General features: G+C 49.2%; 14 protein-coding genes. 9 read left to right on the top strand and 5 right to left on the bottom strand.

Annotation, left to right across the window (positions count from 1 at the left end; translation table 11 throughout):
* The 4 genes from KOO63_16570 to KOO63_16555 all read right to left on the bottom strand — a co-directional run.
* On the bottom strand, window positions 1-1,090 hold a 1,090-nt coding region (locus tag KOO63_16570; GenBank protein ID MBU8923432.1), incomplete at its 3' end, for an ABC transporter permease.
* A gap of 26 nt (window positions 1,091-1,116) precedes the next feature.
* Window positions 1,117-1,845 carry an ABC transporter ATP-binding protein gene (locus KOO63_16565; GenBank protein MBU8923431.1) on the bottom strand — a complete coding sequence of 243 codons (729 nt, stop codon included), beginning with the start codon at window positions 1,843-1,845 and terminating at the stop codon, window positions 1,117-1,119.
* A gap of 104 nt (window positions 1,846-1,949) precedes the next feature.
* Window positions 1,950-3,485 carry a hypothetical protein gene (locus KOO63_16560; protein ID MBU8923430.1) on the bottom strand — a complete coding sequence of 512 codons (1,536 nt, stop codon included), beginning with the start codon at window positions 3,483-3,485 and terminating at the stop codon, window positions 1,950-1,952.
* A 1-nt stretch (window position 3,486) separates the two neighbouring features.
* Window positions 3,487-3,933 carry a hypothetical protein gene (locus tag KOO63_16555; protein MBU8923429.1) on the bottom strand — a complete coding sequence of 149 codons (447 nt, stop codon included), beginning with the start codon at window positions 3,931-3,933 and terminating at the stop codon, window positions 3,487-3,489.
* Between the two features lie 193 nt (window positions 3,934-4,126).
* On the opposite strand from KOO63_16555, the gene KOO63_16550 reads away from it, so the two are divergent.
* Window positions 4,127-5,800 carry a HAMP domain-containing histidine kinase gene (locus tag KOO63_16550; GenBank protein MBU8923428.1) on the top strand — a complete coding sequence of 558 codons (1,674 nt, stop codon included), beginning with the start codon at window positions 4,127-4,129 and terminating at the stop codon, window positions 5,798-5,800.
* 44 nt (window positions 5,801-5,844) lie between these two features.
* The gene (locus KOO63_16545; protein ID MBU8923427.1) at window positions 5,845-6,546 is read left to right on the top strand and encodes a response regulator transcription factor; all 702 of its coding nucleotides are present in this window, start codon (window positions 5,845-5,847) and stop codon (window positions 6,544-6,546) included.
* 11 nt (window positions 6,547-6,557) lie between these two features.
* On the opposite strand, the gene KOO63_16540 is transcribed toward KOO63_16545, so the two are convergent.
* Window positions 6,558-10,061, bottom strand: a complete 3,504-nt coding sequence (locus tag KOO63_16540; protein MBU8923426.1) for a PAS domain S-box protein — start codon at window positions 10,059-10,061, stop codon at window positions 6,558-6,560.
* Window positions 10,062-10,433: 372 nt separating this feature from the next.
* Here KOO63_16540 and KOO63_16535 point away from each other — a divergent pair, with 372 nt between their 5' ends.
* The 7 genes from KOO63_16535 to KOO63_16505 form a co-directional block, all read left to right on the top strand.
* Complete coding sequence (locus tag KOO63_16535; GenBank protein MBU8923425.1) at window positions 10,434-10,985, top strand: hypothetical protein; 552 nt, start codon at window positions 10,434-10,436, stop codon at window positions 10,983-10,985.
* A 40-nt stretch (window positions 10,986-11,025) separates the two neighbouring features.
* A complete protein-coding gene (locus KOO63_16530) occupies window positions 11,026-11,358 on the top strand; it encodes a serine kinase (GenBank protein MBU8923424.1) in 333 nt (110 codons plus the stop codon).
* A gap of 480 nt (window positions 11,359-11,838) precedes the next feature.
* Window positions 11,839-12,252, top strand: coding sequence for an anti-sigma regulatory factor (locus KOO63_16525; protein ID MBU8923423.1), 414 nt, complete (start codon window positions 11,839-11,841; stop codon window positions 12,250-12,252).
* A gap of 22 nt (window positions 12,253-12,274) precedes the next feature.
* Window positions 12,275-13,570, top strand: coding sequence for a 4Fe-4S binding protein (locus tag KOO63_16520; protein ID MBU8923422.1), 1,296 nt, complete (start codon window positions 12,275-12,277; stop codon window positions 13,568-13,570).
* Window positions 13,567-14,019, top strand: a complete 453-nt coding sequence (locus KOO63_16515) for an NAD(P)H-dependent oxidoreductase subunit E (GenBank protein ID MBU8923421.1) — start codon at window positions 13,567-13,569, stop codon at window positions 14,017-14,019. The genes KOO63_16520 and KOO63_16515 overlap by 4 nt, the downstream gene beginning before the upstream one ends.
* The gene (locus KOO63_16510) at window positions 14,012-15,895 is read left to right on the top strand and encodes an NADH-quinone oxidoreductase subunit NuoF (GenBank protein MBU8923420.1); all 1,884 of its coding nucleotides are present in this window, start codon (window positions 14,012-14,014) and stop codon (window positions 15,893-15,895) included. Before KOO63_16515 ends, KOO63_16510 begins: the two co-directional genes overlap by 8 nt.
* 4 nt (window positions 15,896-15,899) lie before the next feature.
* Window positions 15,900-16,465: (2Fe-2S)-binding protein (locus KOO63_16505; protein MBU8923419.1), on the top strand; the 566-nt coding region annotated here is incomplete at its 3' end.

The following is a 16,465-nucleotide window of genomic DNA, read 5'->3' as shown; positions in this document are numbered from 1 at the left end:
CGGCGAGAGAAAACGAAGCACTCGGGCTCACCCTCGCGAGATTGAAGGCGACCTTCTGCTGTACGATCTGGCGGTTCTTCCTCTCCTCGTTCAAACGGTCAGCAAATGCCTGCAGCTTCTCGTCACGTTCGTTATGTATCTCTTCCATCAACTGACTGAACTCGGCCATGGCCTTTTCCGGATCTCCCGTACTCTCCGGCTTGAACCCGTCCATTTTCTCAAAATCCTCCATGAACGACTGCATCCTGAACCTCGTCTTCTGAGCCTGTATTTCGTCGACCGATGGAACTTCTACAGCGTTACCGGCCAGCAGTACCGCCGAACGAGGAACGATCAATACGGCAAAGATCCATACGACCAGAAGTGCCAGAAACGCGTTCGACGACTTTTTCGAAAGAGTCGATATAAAAAGCGACAGCGCGACGAACGTACTGAAGAACAAAAACCCGGTCAGGACGATGATGGCCAGCCTCGACCATTCCCCCCCACTGAGCTGCACACCTGATAGAGGCAGGATGAGACACCCGACCAGGATAGGGACGATCATCGGAACACAGACTGCCAGCATCGTGCCGGCCCATTTACCGATGATGAATTTGTCTCGAGGCAGCGAGTTCGCGAATATCAGCCGGAGGGTCCCCCGTTCCTTCTCCCCGTTCACGGCGTCAAACACAAACAGGATCGCGAACAGGGACAGCACTATCTGAAAAATGAAATTAAGATCGAGAAACCGAAAAACCGCCATTACCGGATTCTCATTATACCGACTGTCCTCGGTTACCAGCTCTCCCGTCCCCGATACTTCGATGGTCCTGCCTATATCATTCGACACCCCGCAGACAAGCGCCTCGAGAGGGCTGGGAGGAAGGAATACCCTGGTATTGCGTACTTCCATCCAGTCGGTGATGCCTTCCATCTTTCTGAGGTTCTCACGGACCGCTGATTCGTGCCTGGACATGTTCAACTGGTGATTTTTGGCGCCCACAAAGAAGGTCAGGATTATAAGGAATGAGCAAACGATAAAACTCAGCTGAAACTTTCTGGAGCGAAGCATATCGCGGAGTTCTTTTTCTATTATCAGACTGATCATGACGTCTTCTCCATTATATTCCGGCCTCAGGACACGATCGTGTCCGTCCGGCCACCCATGTACTGCATGTATAGCGCGTGAAGGTCCTCGTTTTCGAGTTCCTCACGAGAACGCATCATCACCAGCCGCCCCCCACTCATGATGCCGACTATATCGGCAATCTCTTTCGCCCTGAAGATATCATGCGTCGACATCAATACCGCCTTCTTCTCCTCACGGAGTGACTTTATCAATTCGATGAACTCGCGCCCGGCTTTGGGATCCAGCCCCGAGGTCGGCTCGTCGAGAAGTACCGCAGAGGCATCCTTCAGGATCGCCGTCGCTATACCGCATTTCTGGCGCATCCCTTTAGAATAATCTTTCAGTTTCTTGAAATGACTTTCCTCATCGAGACCGACTCTCGAGAGAACGCGCCTGTAGTCGTCTGTCGTGTAATCCGTCTTGCCTCCTAGTCTCGCGAAAAAATCGAGATTCTGAACGGCGGTGAAATTCGGGTAGAGCATCACGTTCTCGGAAACGTAGGCGACCCTCTCTTTCGCCTTCAACGGTTCTCGACAGCTATCGAAACCAGCTATCCTTGCCTCGCCCCCGGTCGGCTCGATAAAATCGAGGAACAGGTTGATCGCAGTTGTCTTTCCCGCACCATTCGCTCCAAGCATCACGAAGACCTGGCCGGGATCTATTGAAAAAGAGACGTGATCGAGAGCCAGCACTCCGTCATCGTACCGTTTCGTCAGTTCGATGGCCTCGATCATTCCACCTTTCCTCCCGGCGCTCCATCCCGGACCGACAGGATTGCTGCTTGCTTCATTCATCTGATTATACCTTTCGTCTTGATATTTTTTTCATCCATGCTCGCCTATCTTCTGGACAATCTCACTCCGAAGATCACGATCCCCGCCACGACACCCAGTATCAACAGGATCAGCGCGAATACCCCCATGACATTGGTCTTCGCCTTGATCTCTACGGTCACGGTCTTATCCTCCCCGCGGACAGGTTGATCATCGGAGAGAGACGAACTGCGGATCCTGAACTCGTAACGTCCCACGGATATGTCTTCCGGAGGAGTGAAGAACAGTCTTACAGTCCGCTCCTCGCTCACGTCCAGTGATTGAAGCACCGGTGGCTCGGTGCGTTTCTTCCATTCGAAAGGAGCGTCGATCTTCATCTCGACATTGTCGAGTCGCCTTGTCCCCTCGTTAACGAGCACGATACTCATCTCAACGCTGCCATCAGCTTCGATAGAGTGATAGAGTTGCGGCGCGCGTACCAGAAGTCGTCCGATTCCGCGTGGTACCACTTCGAGTCTTACGAAACCCACGCCGAGCTCTTTCAGCTCTTCATGTGTAATATCCTCCCTGTCGACATCCGGAATCGAGCCAACTCTGTCACGGGGAACCGCGAGCACGTAGAACTGGATAGGTTCACCCGGGACGACCTGCTGCGATGACCGGTCAGGCATGAAAATACGAAGGGCTGCCGAAACGCTGTTTGTCCGTTCGGTAAATTTCAACTGGCTTATGCGGGCGCTGCCCGAACCACCCACAAAATACCTCGTCACCTGCCGCGGCAGGCCCACTACTTCCAGCTTGTAAGTGTTCGCCATCGAGCTGAAAAGCTCAAGATTCAGGTCGAACGACGCGGAGCCTCCCAGCTCGACTTCCTGCGAGAACTGTTCGGACTGTACGACCACACGGTCGACCGTCGAATCCTTCTGGAGAAAGATCTTCGGTGTCCGCCTGCTGCCGTTTCCATAGATTATATCAACGGTAAGCACATCGAGGTCCTGCAGTATCTCGAAATCGAGTTCCACGGGGGTTCCGAACTTGAGCTGCTCGACTTTCATCTCGTAGGGCTGACTTATGATGGCCCCTTCATCGTTGAGCAATGAGACGTAGATGTCGTTGACGATATCTGGTTGAAGTGATCTGAAAAGCTCTTCGTTGACATTTACAAGTTTGAGAAAATCCGCGCTCCCTCCGGATGTGTTTGCCAGCACTATCCTCACGTGCTTGCTGCCGTCGACGGCCTGGTACTTGACCGCCTCACGCACGGAAACGAACTGCTTCTCGAAAAGTACGGCAAGGAGTGATTGCTGGTAGTTGACTTCGGCATCCGAGAACTGTTTCTTTGCCTGTTCGTACTCCTGGAACGATATCAACTCCTTATCGTACATCCCCTGGTTTCGCTCCATCTGGGCCCGGGCGAACTCGAACGCCTCCCGCGCTCTCTTGAGCCCGAGCAGGGGATATGTATCATCGCGCTCGTTGAAAGGTACGCCTGTCTGTGCTGATACGTTACCAGAGAATGTTATCAGCAGGCCGACAAACAGGGCGAGTCCCGCCAGCAAAATGACTGCGGCTGATACATTGACGTTCTTGGAGATCCTCATATCAGTCTTCCTCTATATCTTCTTCATCTTCTATGACTTCCTTACGGATCATCATCTTGCCCTTCATATCCTCCGGATCTGCTTTCTTGAATGTGACGATGAACATCTCGTCCTCGCGCTTTACGCCGAGCTTGATCTCGTCTCCGATCTCGAGCTTCTCGTAGATCTTTTTGATAGCGGCCGTCGTTTTGACGCGTTTGCCGTTCATCATCTTGACAATATCTCCGCCCTGGATGTCGATATTCTCATATTCCTTAGGAAGTGTCCCCTCTGGGGGTGCCACGGACACGGTTACTTTTCCATCTTCTTCAGCCAGGACAAGGATGAATTCCTGGAACATGAAGAGGTTCTCTCCCTCGATCTTCAGAACCGTCTTCTTCTGGGCTGAAACAGACATCGCCACCGCAAGGATGACGAGAAGGGCCAAAGCGACTGATTTAATTCTCAAAACACACCTCCTGGTTCAATGGTCTCGATCTTTTGCTGCTTCGATGGTCGTTCGATCGCCTGGATGACATCGACGATCATCATGAATGATTATATGGCTGGAACGCCTTGTCTGATTCGCCAATAAGTGTTATCAAATGTTAAAGAATGTTAAACAGGGTACTTCTTGCTGTGAAATGATGTAAAATCAGAATATGAGATCACGAAGAAGGACATACATTTTCCTGAGTACACTCGTCGGGCTGGCTCTTGCCGGGCTGATCGTGGTACAGGTCGCCTACCTTGATCACGCTTATGATCGCGAATTCCGTATTTTCTCCCAGAATGTTAACGGAGTCCTTCACAGTATCACCCGGAGACTCGAGACGAGGGAAGCATGGGTCATCGTCAATAATTTCGTGGCTGACAGCTCGGGGACATCCGGAGGGATGACCACGACATTCAGGGTCGGCGGGAACGACATCCTCGCCAGAGATGAGAGGATAATCAAGATCAGTGATCCCGTCACCGGGACCGACAGCATTAAGGTCTGGATCAATTCGACCCTGACAGATCATGGGGAAACAAAGACAATCGCCGACCATGCAACCGAACCCGGTCAGTCTGCTACCCGTTTTATCAAAATCATGCTGGTTGACACAGCAGGTCATTCTGCGGACACGACGATCTGCTCACATGTGATAGAAGACTCAGATCGATCTCTACCAGCCATCGTGCCGGATAGCATCCCCTTTCTCGAACGACGCTATATCATTGAAAAAGTCCTTGAAGATATGAGCGGTATGGGTACGGCCCGAGCCACTGACAGGATCGAGCCGGCCTGGCTCGATTCGATTATGACTATAACTCTTTCCGATGCCGGCATAAACACTGAGTATGCTTACGGGATAGCATCGAACAACGGAGATTCGTTGATCTTTGCGGCACCGGAAGAATATGGAGACAAACTTTCAGAGAGCGAGTTTAGAACTCGTCTCTTCCCTCACGACCTTGTCGCAAGGGATGACGAACTACTTCTCTATTTCCCGGATCAGTCCTCATATCTCCTCGGGCGCGAGAGCGCTTTCCTGATACTGGCCCTTTTGTCGATTATCCTGCTCGCTGGTTGCTATATTTTTGTGATCCGCACCCTCTGGAGGCAAAAAAGATTCTCAAGGCAGCTGATCGATTTCATCAACAACATGACACATGAATTCAAGACTCCCGTCTCGACCATTGCGATCGTCGGCGAGAATCTTGGCGCGAAACAGGGCTCGATCGATACGGAACGCCTTGCGAACTATGCACGCATCTTAAAGCAGGAAAGCGGAAGGATGAAGCGCCAGGTGGAAAAAATACTCGAAATGGCGGCGCTTGAAGAGGGAGACTTCAATCTCGACGCTTCTCCCGTGGATCTTCACGCACTGCTGATGTCGGCAGTAGAAGGTGTCTCGATGAGGATCGAGCCATTGGGCGGAAAGATCGAGACCGCGTTTGCTACAGGGACGGCAATGATCGAGGCAGACCCGACTCACCTTGGTAACGTCTTCCACAACCTCCTTGATAACGCCGCAAAGTATACTGTCGGCCCACCTCATATCGTCATCTCCACTTCGGATGAGGGCGATGAAATGGTCGTAACGATAAAAGACAACGGGATCGGAATAAAAAATGAGGATCTTCGGCACATCTTCGACCGTTATTTCAGGATCAGCACGGGAGACCTGCATGATGTGAAAGGATTCGGTCTCGGATTGAGCTATGTCAGACTCATCGTGGAAGCGCATGGCGGCTCCATAATAGTCAGCAGCTCGCAGGGAAAGGGTTCCAGCTTCAGGATCAACCTCCCGAAACGATTTCAAAGCAAGGCCGGTGGCGCCTCGACCTGAAAGATCAGGGTCGCCCTCCTGCCGACATGCACTGGAATGAGAGACTGATGGAAAAAACACGAATATTACTGGCCGAAGACGATGACAACCTGGGATTTGTCCTCGAGGAATCACTCGAGCGTCAGGGATATGAAGTGGTGAGGTGTGTTGACGGAATCCAGGCTAAAGCGGCCTTTCATGAAGGTCATTTTGATCTCTGCCTTTTCGATGTCATGATGCCACAGAAAGACGGGTTCACGCTCGCGAGGGAGATCAGGGAAAAAGATCAGACGACCCCCATCATCTTCCTCACTGCAAGATCATTGAAAGAGGACAGGATCGAGGGTTTCAAAATCGGCGGGGATGACTATCTTGCCAAACCATTCAGCATGGAGGAACTGATACTTCGGATACAGGCGGTACTCCGCAGAACGGGAGTATCCGTCGACGGGGATCCTTCCCGGACAAAGTTTGAGATCGGCGCGTTCACTTTCGACCACAGTCGTCACGAACTGACCATTAATAAATCGACCAGGAAACTTACCGACAAGGAAGCCGACCTTCTCATGCTGCTTTGTACCCACAAAAATGCGATTCTCGACAGGGAAGTCGCCCTGGGCAGAGTCTGGGGTGAGCAGGGGTATTTCACGTCGCGCAGCATGGACGTCTACATATCGAAACTGCGGAAACACCTCGTCGACGACCCCCGCGTCGAGATAGAAAACGTACGCGGCAAGGGATTCAAGCTGGTAGTCCGTGAAGAATAAACGCGGATGGATCATCTGACTGTTTCTGGAGTCATTTTCTCTGTAAATGGCAATTGGATAGTAAATACAGTGCCCTTGCCCTCTTCGGTATTAAAAGTAAACTTCCCCCCATGCTTGTCTACGACTACAGAACGTGCGATAGCCAGTCCCTGGCCACTGCCCTTACCTACTTCTTTAGTCGTAAAGAATGGCTCCATCACACGATCACGAATATTTCCGGGGACACCCGGGCCATCATCCTCTATTTGAATCTTTACAAAGCTGTCCTTCAGACAGGTCTTGACTGTAATGACTCCTTTGGTACCGGTGTCAGCGTTCTTTTCACCGACAGCATGAGCCGCGTTCAAAATGATGTTCAGAAAAACCTGGCTCATCTCGGTGGGAAGGCAATATATCCCGGGTAGTTCAGGGTCAAGTGAGGTCTTCAGATCGGCAGTATACTTCCATTCATTACGAGACAGTGTGATGGTAGTCTCGAGTATCTTGTTTATATCCCCGATTTCCATATCCTCACTGCCCGGGTGGGAGAATTCCTTCATAGCCAGGACGATCTTCGAGACATGGTCTATACCTTCTATCGTTTGCCTGAGTGCCAGAGGTATCTCTTCCATCAGGTAGGGCACATCCGCATCCTCTACCGCAGCCGCGACTCTCTCGACAAGCTCGGGAGAGACTTCACCATGTTCTGTTGCTTCTCTGAGTTCCTCATACATTCCCAATACAGCTGATAGAGCTTGAAACGATTCACCCAGAAATCTTGTATTATCTCCCACATACTGGATGGGAGTATTTACTTCATGAGCAATGCCCGCCGCAAGCTGCCCCACAGCGTTGAACTTGCGTGATTGTTCCAGTTCGTTTTCGATAACCTTGCGGCCGGTTATATCCTGCGTGAAGTTTACCAAAGTATGTGGAACACCCTTTTCGTCTTTAAGCAAGGTGACCGTATTCAAGGCTTCGAATATTGTGCCGTCTTTTCGCATATGTCCGGCTTCGCCCGTAAGGTGTCCACATTGCATGACTATTTCGTTGAACGGAAGGATTTCTTCCCTCATCTGTTTCTCCGAATGGAAGATGCTCCAATGCTCGCCCTTCAACTGGGCACCGCTCTCATAACCGTGCAGTCTGACCCATTCCTGATTCGCGTATTGTATTTCGCCGTCCAGATTCGCGATGGCGATCCCTTCGTCAGCCTTTTCTACAATTTCTGCCAGTTGATTCGCTTTATATTCAGATTTCTTTTTCTCGGAAATATCCACAAAGCAGTCAAGAATACACTCTCTTTGATTCAGCCTGATTGTGGCAGCAGTTTTAATAATGGGGACTGGATCTCCGCTGCTGTTAATGATGCTACTCTCCACAGTGTAGGTTTCATTTACAATTTTCGATAAAACACACATCTCCTTGTTCGAGCAAATTAATTCATAACATTTCCGTCCAATGATCTCCTGTGGCGGTAGCCCGATAATTCCAGCAGCTACTCTGTTCACCATGGTGATCTCCATGTCCTTTGCATCAATGAGTGTAATGCCGAATGGTACCATCATTGTGAGTCTGTTTGTGAAATCGACCTGCTCCCGCAGCTCCATCTCTACCTGTTTGCGCTCAATCGCCGCCCCCAGCATATTGGAGATAGCGTCGAGCAGTTCACTTTCCTCGGCAAGGAAAACCTCCCTGTCTGGATCCGAACTTTCTTCCAGGCTGTATACTTCTATGACACCGCGCTTTTCTCCAAAGATCTGGATACAAGTATCCATCTTCCATATGGTCGGCTCGAATGGTTCGGAATCATACTCATGCCCGCCAAAGATCAAACGACAACGTGTTATCCCGGGATACTGCCAGGCAGAAGGGATAATAGTCGAGACACTCTGGCACAGAGTTTCCAGTGAGAATTGTTCATTTACTATCTGGGCTATTTCGTACAGCCCTTTAAGCTCCTTGACGCGCTCCTTTGTGGCGTTGAGAAGTTTTTCACGTTCCTTCTCAGTTATCCTGCGTTCGGTAATGTCGGTCGAGACTCCGACGATCCCGAGAACATCACCATTTTTATTGTTCCTTGGTCTGATGAAATGTTCCAAGGCCTGCTCATTGCCCCACGTCGTATAGGAGAATTCTTCGCCGGCCAGTCCGCGCTCGATCATAGAAACCAGGTCAGGGCTGTTATTGTAGACCTCTAATATTGATTTGTCGACAAGCTGACCCGGGTTCAATCCGAAGCTCTGCAACCCACCCCCTTCAGAAACGGTGATTATCCCGTCGCTGTCAGTCGCCCACAATACTATGGGTGAATTATCGAGGACGGACTTCAGATGTAACTGAACCTCGTCCAGATTCTCCCTTATCGACTCCAGCTCGCTTACATCTGAACAAAGCGCCATAAAACAATCATCCGGAAGGGCGACAGCCTCGATCAATATTTGAATGTCTGTGCCATCCTTTTTACGAATAAGGACTTTCTGTTGTATTCTGCCTGTTTTCTTGAGATTTTCAAAAGATTCCACTTTGTCGGAAGATCTGTTCGTCGAGGATATATCAACAATCGACAATTCGAGTAATTCACCACGTGAATACCCTGTCATCTGACAGGCAGCTTCGTTTACATCTATATACCTGCCACTGGAATTCGCGACAAATATGCCGATCGGAGAACTTTCCACATATTTCCTGTATTTTTTCTCACTATCATGAAGTCTTTTCTCCGTCCGCATATTGCCAAACACAATCACCGAGAAAGCAAAACAATAACCTGTGAAGCAGACTATCTGCCAGAGCCATCCGGCTGCATTCCAGATGGAAGAGGTTAAGAAGATAATGTCGGATGTAGCCAGCAGCAGGCACAAGATCAAGGGAAGCTGATCCTGCGACCTTCCAGCTCTGCGATATTGAATGACAAAACTGGAACCGGCAAGGACGGCCAGGCTGGCACCAAGGATATTCATCAATTTTGCTATATGTGTAAAACCCCCATGTTCTTCCATGACTGGAAGAATTTGAGGGTAATGCATCGAGTAACTGCCTACAAGCAATGTGCCTGATATGATGGCGAAGAGTGTGATGAATGTGGTTTTCTTTGAGACCTCTCGATCAGGGAACAATACCATTGCCAGAAGGATCCCACCTGTAAACATGGACAGGCTGCGCAACCATATATATAGATTATTCAACAGGACAACACTGTGGAATACATCGAGAATACCTGTAGCGATGAACGCGCAGGCGATCCACATCCTTCTTGAAGTCAGGACTTTCTGCTGAGGAAGCAGGACGAATATCGCTAAAACCATACCAAGTACAGCCCCGGCAACCTCCAGACTGGAATGAAACAGCATCGAGCTTTGACTCCAGCCGGGGAATATAGCCATAATGATCCAGGTGGCCAGAATTATTATAGCTATCCCGGCCAATATTGTAGATGGCAGTTTCCATCTTGCTGTCTTGAACCATGAAGTGGGCTCAGTTTTCGATCTTATCGGAGTCTTCATCTGCTGGACGTTCACGCCTTCCATGACCATTTCAATTCCAAGTATCCCGGGATGAGTCCTGATGCTTACCCCAGAAGATGTTTCCCACACCCATGGCCATGGGAAATCAAATCACCAATTCCCGGCTATTGACAATATCGGATATTTTCGGAATATCTTTAGCCTGGAACCCTTCCGGCGCCAGGATGGAGCTTTCGGGTAAAACAACTATATCTTATTTTATATATTTAAAATCTTATCGCCAGCGGCATAGAGATATTAAAAATACCTTTTGACGAAATATCTATATTATGCTTAAATAACATCAGCTTTATATTCGCATCCTTGGCTGATAAGTGATTATCGTAAGGAATTGTTTATTCTCAGACACATCTTTTTATGGTGCGGAAAGGGGGAAGCTTGATGGCCGAGTGTCAACATCAGTGGGAGATGTGGGATGTCCGATTCGGATTCATCGTTTTCGAAAAGTGCTTTCACTGCAATGGGGTAAGGACATACTTCTGTGAAGGATCTCCACCTGCAATCGGGATTGAATACCGTGAAGAAAATTGTTTCTGGAGCTGTGTCGAAACAGCTCAATTCATCAGGCTGGATCTACGCTGCACCGAGTGTAGCCAGGTTGTAGATTTTCATGATCTGATGGGACTTCTGCATTGCACCGAATGCCAGCATGATTGCGATGTCGCGATCCTGCAGAATAAACTGGAAGCTGATAAGACATGGCTTATCGTGGCTTTCGGCTTTTTGCCTCAAAATGCGCAAACCCGGATTCCTCAGGAAAAGCTTGAGATACTTACTGATTATTTTAACCAGAGAAGAGATACAGGACGTTCCAGGATCAAGGTAGTTACCTCTGATCTGATAAACGATATTTCAAGATGCAAAGGTGAGCTTATTCATGACATAGGAATGCTTTCCCAGCAGGAGGTTACAGAGAGAGAATCTTTGTTTTAAGTCGTTAATCTGATAAGGAGATAGATTCGGGAGGGATTTTGTGACTGTAAAAGAATTGGTTGAGAAGACAAGCCTTAAATCGCTGATCGAGTTCGATGACCGTGAAATAAGCGGTGTTTTTGTTTCCGACATGGTCAGTGACGTAATGGCAGGAGCTAAATCGGGCAACATCTGGCTGACAATTCAGACTCACAAAAGTATCATACCTGCGGCAAATCTTGTAGATGTGTCGGCAGTGATTATTACGAGTGGCAAGGCGATCCCGAAGGAGACTGTCGATCTCGCCTCGAAACATGGAATAGCACTATTGTCTACCGAGCTACCTACATTCGAGATTATCGGTAAATTTTACGGATTGGGTCTTGGACAATAACTGATCGGTTTTGTGTTATTGCTGTTTCACTATTCAAGCCATGACTGTTTGCTCTGAGTAATATCGCCTGTCCCGGGGTGAGGAAGGGGCCCGTTGGATATCAGATCGATAAAAAATGCTCTGGAAGCATCGGTTCTCGAAGGCGAGAGCAGACTCGATTCCGATATCATGTATGTCTATGCCTCCGATCTCATGAGTGATGTTCTGGCATTCGGTCAACCCGAATCGATCCTGGTTACCGGGCTGGCTACGAGGCAGGCTGTTATATCAGCTCATATGGCGGAATTCAAAGGAGTAGTATTCATCAGAGGCAAGAAACCAAAGGACGGATCCGAGAAATTCGCCAGGGACCATCAGATGGTCCTGCTCTCGTCGGAAATGGATATGTTTGACGCCTGTATCAGAATCAACACGGCCAGAGAAATAAAACCAAAAGCATCTTCTCCATCCAAAGGCAGACAGAATGCGGACAAGATGCTTCTGAGTCAGGATTTCCTGATAGAAGGAAACGATTTCGCGGGCGCTGGAATGGTTTCTACTTCAATAAAATCGATTTTAAAAAAAATCGGGTTTGATCCGGTTTTTATCAGGAGAATCGCCATCTCGACTTATGAGGCAGAAATGAATGTAGTGATGCATGCCAGGAGGGCGAAAGTGGGCCTGATGGTATCCCCCACATTAGTCGAAGTGATTCTCGATGACGAGGGGAAAGGGATCCCCGACATCGACAAGGCGATGCAGAACGGGTATACGACTGCCACCGAGGAGATGAGGGCTCTTGGGTTCGGGTCGGGAATGGGATTACCTAATATCGACAAGAACTCCGACAAACTCGAGATAAAGAGTGTTGTAGGAGTGGGAACCAGGCTCGCGATAAAGTTCTATGTCGAATGACAGGATCCGGAAAGTTTAAGAGATGATCAAATACTTTCATGCTCACAGGGTAATTCGCGAAAAGTGTATGGGACATATGACCTGTATGCGACGATGTCCGGCAGAGGCAATACGGGTCATCAGGGGGAAAGCCGTTATAGCCGATGAACTCTGCGTCGATTGCGGCACGTGCATATCTGTCTGCCCAAGCAAAGCGGTCGTTGCGATCTCCGATATATTCGAAGGACTCAAGAAATACAAGTACAAGGTCGCGATACCATCGCCCGTACTTTATTCACAGTTCGAGCCATCGATCCATCCGTACATCATTCATATGGCATTAAAACAACTCGGATTCGATAAGGTCGTCGACATCTTTTTTGCATCAGACACATTATCGGTCGTAATTGAGAAGTATATGGATGATTTCAAGGGTCGATTGCCAAGGATATCATCGCACTGCCCCGCCACTGTCCGGCTGATCCAGGTCAAATATCCCGACCTGGTCGAGCTTGTCGTCACACTCGACGCTCCAAGGGAAATAACAGCTCGAGAGATAAAAGAAAACCTGCCGATCGAACTGGGCATGGATCCTGATGATATCGCCGTTGTATATATATCTCCCTGCCCGGCAAAGATAGTCTCGATCAAACAGCCTGCAGAAAAGGCCAGATCCTGGTTCGATGGAACTGTATCGATGAATGACGTCTACTCACTCCTGTTTCCACATGTTATCGGAATTAAGGAAACATTCGATATAAGCATGGTGCCGGATGATTTTTATTTTTCCGCCGATTTTACGACTTTTGCCGGCAAAAACTGGTCATCGAGGATCGGGAACAGGCTGGTTGTCACTGGAGTCGATCACGTGATGAAGATCTTCGATGATATCGAGAACTCACGCCTGAGGAATGTCAATTTCGTTGAAGCCCTGACATGCATGCAGGGTTGCGTGGGTGGACCTTTTGCTCCGGAAAACCCGTACATCGCAAGATCGAACAGCTACAAGCAGAAATCACTCTACGAGAATATAGCTGATCTCGATGAAAGAAAGATCATAGACCAATACAAAAACGGATACTATAACCTTGAAAATCCTGTATTGCCCCGTCCGACGAAATACTTCGACGGTGACCTTGTGACCTCCATCAAGAGAATGAAAGAGAAAAATAAAGTCTACCAGAAACTTCCACAGATCGATTGCGGTTGTTGCGGCGCGCCGACCTGTATCGCGTTCGCTGAGGATTTCGTGCGGGGGGAGACAGAGCTTATGAATTGCATCTTTTTATCACAGAAGGTCAACCTTAATAATTGGGCAGACCGGGAGAATAACCAGTGAGCAGTAAAATTCTGAACAAAATGTTATCAGGATTCGAGGGAAAACAGGAAGATCTTATCCCGATCCTTCAGAGTATCCAGGAAAAATTTGGATTTCTTTCAGAAGCCAACGTGAAACAGGCAGCGAGATTTCTGAAGATCTCCGAGAACCAGATATTTGGAGTGGCCTCTTTCTATTCCCAATTCCGTTTCACCGAACCAGGAAGAAATTCGATCAAAGTATGCCTCGGCACGGCATGCCACGTACGGGGAGGGCAGATCCTTTCCGATGCGGTGGGACGGGATCTCGAAATCACTCATGGGCAGACCACAACGGACAAGCGTTTCGATTTCGAAAGAGTGGCATGTCTCGGGTGCTGTGCCCTGGCTCCGGTCATCCAGATCAATGACGATATTTACAGCAAAATGTCTGTTATTCATCTCAGGGAAACAATGGAAAAATATGAATGATTTTCAAAAAATGAAGAATGCCGCGCAAAGGAAATGGGATTCACTGCGTAACAACAAAATCCCGGTGATCTTCCTTGGGACAGCGTCCTGCGGCAGGGCCGCCGGGGCAACCACTGTCCTCGATACAATACGGACAACCCTCAAGAAACGGAAAATCAAAGCAAAAATCGTCGAGGTCGGATGCATCGGCCCCTGCTATCTCGAACCGCTGATGGACATACAGCTGCCCGGGAAGCCCCGGGTGAGTTACTCGAATGTCACACCAAAACTGGCAAAATTAATCCTTGAATCAAATCTCATCAAAGGCAACCCCCTCAGCAAACTCGCAATCGGCTACTTTGGTGATAGCATTGATGGATTCACCGATGGGCTGCCGCGCTTTTTCGACCTGCCTATGTTGAAACCACAGACCAGGGTCGTTTTAAGAAATTGCGGAATTATCGACCCCGAGGAAATCGATCACTATATGGCAAATGATGGATATCAGGGTCTGGTCAACGCATTCATAAAAGGCCCTCTGGATGTAATAGCCGAAGTCGAGCAGGCCGGGCTCAGAGGCAGAGGGGGAGCCGGATTTCCGACGTTCCGAAAATGGAAGATCTGCAGGGAATCACCGGGAAAACAAAAATACATGATATGTAATGCCGACGAAGGAGACCCCGGCGCGTTCATGAACAGATCGCTCATAGAGGGGGATCCCCATGCTGTGCTTGAAGGACTTGTTATCGCAGCTTACGCGATAGGAGCAACGAAAGCGTACATATATATAAGGGCGGAATATCCCCTGGCGATAGCACGGTTGAAAAAAGCTATCAGGCAGATGAAAAAATATGGTTTTCTTGGCGCCAATATTCTTGATTCGGGCTTCGATCTGGACATAACGATCAAGGAAGGCGCCGGAGCTTTCGTTTGCGGTGAGGAAACAGCGCTGATCGCCTCTATCGAAGGGAAAAGGGGTATGCCTAAATCGCGCCCCCCCTTCCCTGCCGTGGCTGGCCTTCATGGAATGCCGACAATCATAAACAACGTGGAGACTCTTGGCACCCTGCCCAATATCCTGAGGAAAGGCGCATCCTGGTACAGTCAGCTCGGTATCCAGGGTAACAGCGGCACAAAGACATTCTCTCTGGTGGGAAAGATCCGACGCGCCGGACTCATAGAGGTACCTCTCGGTATGACCCTTAGAAAGATCATCTTCGATATAGGAGGAGGAACCCTTAAGCCGTTCAAGGCGGTTCAGACCGGCGGTCCCTCTGGAGGATGTCTTTCCGGGGAATTCCTCGATACTCCGGTAAATTACGAATCGCTTGCCGCTGCTGGATCGATCATGGGCTCGGGTGGGCTTATCGTGATGGATGAAGATACTTGTATCGTCGATGTGGCGAGATACTTCCTCGATTTCACACAGAGGGAATCATGCGGTAAATGTTCCCCCTGCAGAGTCGGGACAAGACATCTTGTCGAGATACTTCAAAGGATCACAAGAGGAGAGGGTAAGATCGAGGACCTCGACAAACTTCAGACACTCGGCGAGACTATTAAAAGGGGATCACTCTGCGGACTGGGACAGACCGCGCCGAATCCGGTTCTGACGACACTGAAATACTTTCGCTCCGAATATCTGATGCATGTAAACGAGAAACATTGCGAGGCCGCGGTGTGCCGGGCGCTGATCGAGTATCGAGTCGTGCCTGAAAATTGTACGGGATGCCAGCTGTGTGTCAGTGTCTGTCCGACTGAAGCGATCACCGGCCCACGATCGGAAGTACACAATCTCGATCCGGAAAAATGCATTAAGTGCAGAGCCTGTTATGAAATATGTCGTTTCGATGCGATAGCAGGAGACGCGATCATAATAAAGTCAAAGCGGGGATGATCGGATGAGCAAACGCACAAAAAAAATCAAGGTCGACATAGACAACAAGATTTACCGGGTCGACGAGGAATCAACGATTCTCGAAGCCGCACAGTCCAACGATATTTACATCCCCACCCTTTGCGCTCATTCGGACATGACCCCTTTCGGCGGGTGCCGAATGTGCATTGTCGAAGTCGAAGGTATGCGCGGATTTCCAACATCATGCACGACACCGGTGATGGACGGGATCAAGATCAGAACGCATACGGCCCAGGTCCAGGCTGAGAGAAAAGAGATCCTGCAGTTGATACTCAGTGAACATACATCCAGTTGCCTGATATGCGAGGAAAGTGATCAATGCAGGGAATCGATGGTCACCATCAAAAAGGCCGGGGTGACGACCGGCTGCCGATATTGTCCAAGCGACAGCGACTGCGAGCTTCAGGAGGTCGTCGAATACCTGAAAATAGATGATATCGGTTATCCTGTCTATTACAGGAATCTGCCTGTCGAAAAATTCGACCCATTCTACGACAGGGATTACAATCTATGCATTTTGTGTGGAAGATGTATCAGGATGTGCCAGGA

The sequence above is a fragment of the Candidatus Latescibacterota bacterium genome (assembly GCA_019038625.1).
GTDB lineage: Bacteria > Krumholzibacteriota > Krumholzibacteriia > Krumholzibacteriales > Krumholzibacteriaceae > JAGLYV01.
The sequence above is the reverse complement of the archived record's forward strand: the minus strand, read 5'-3'. Positions and strand labels throughout refer to the sequence as shown.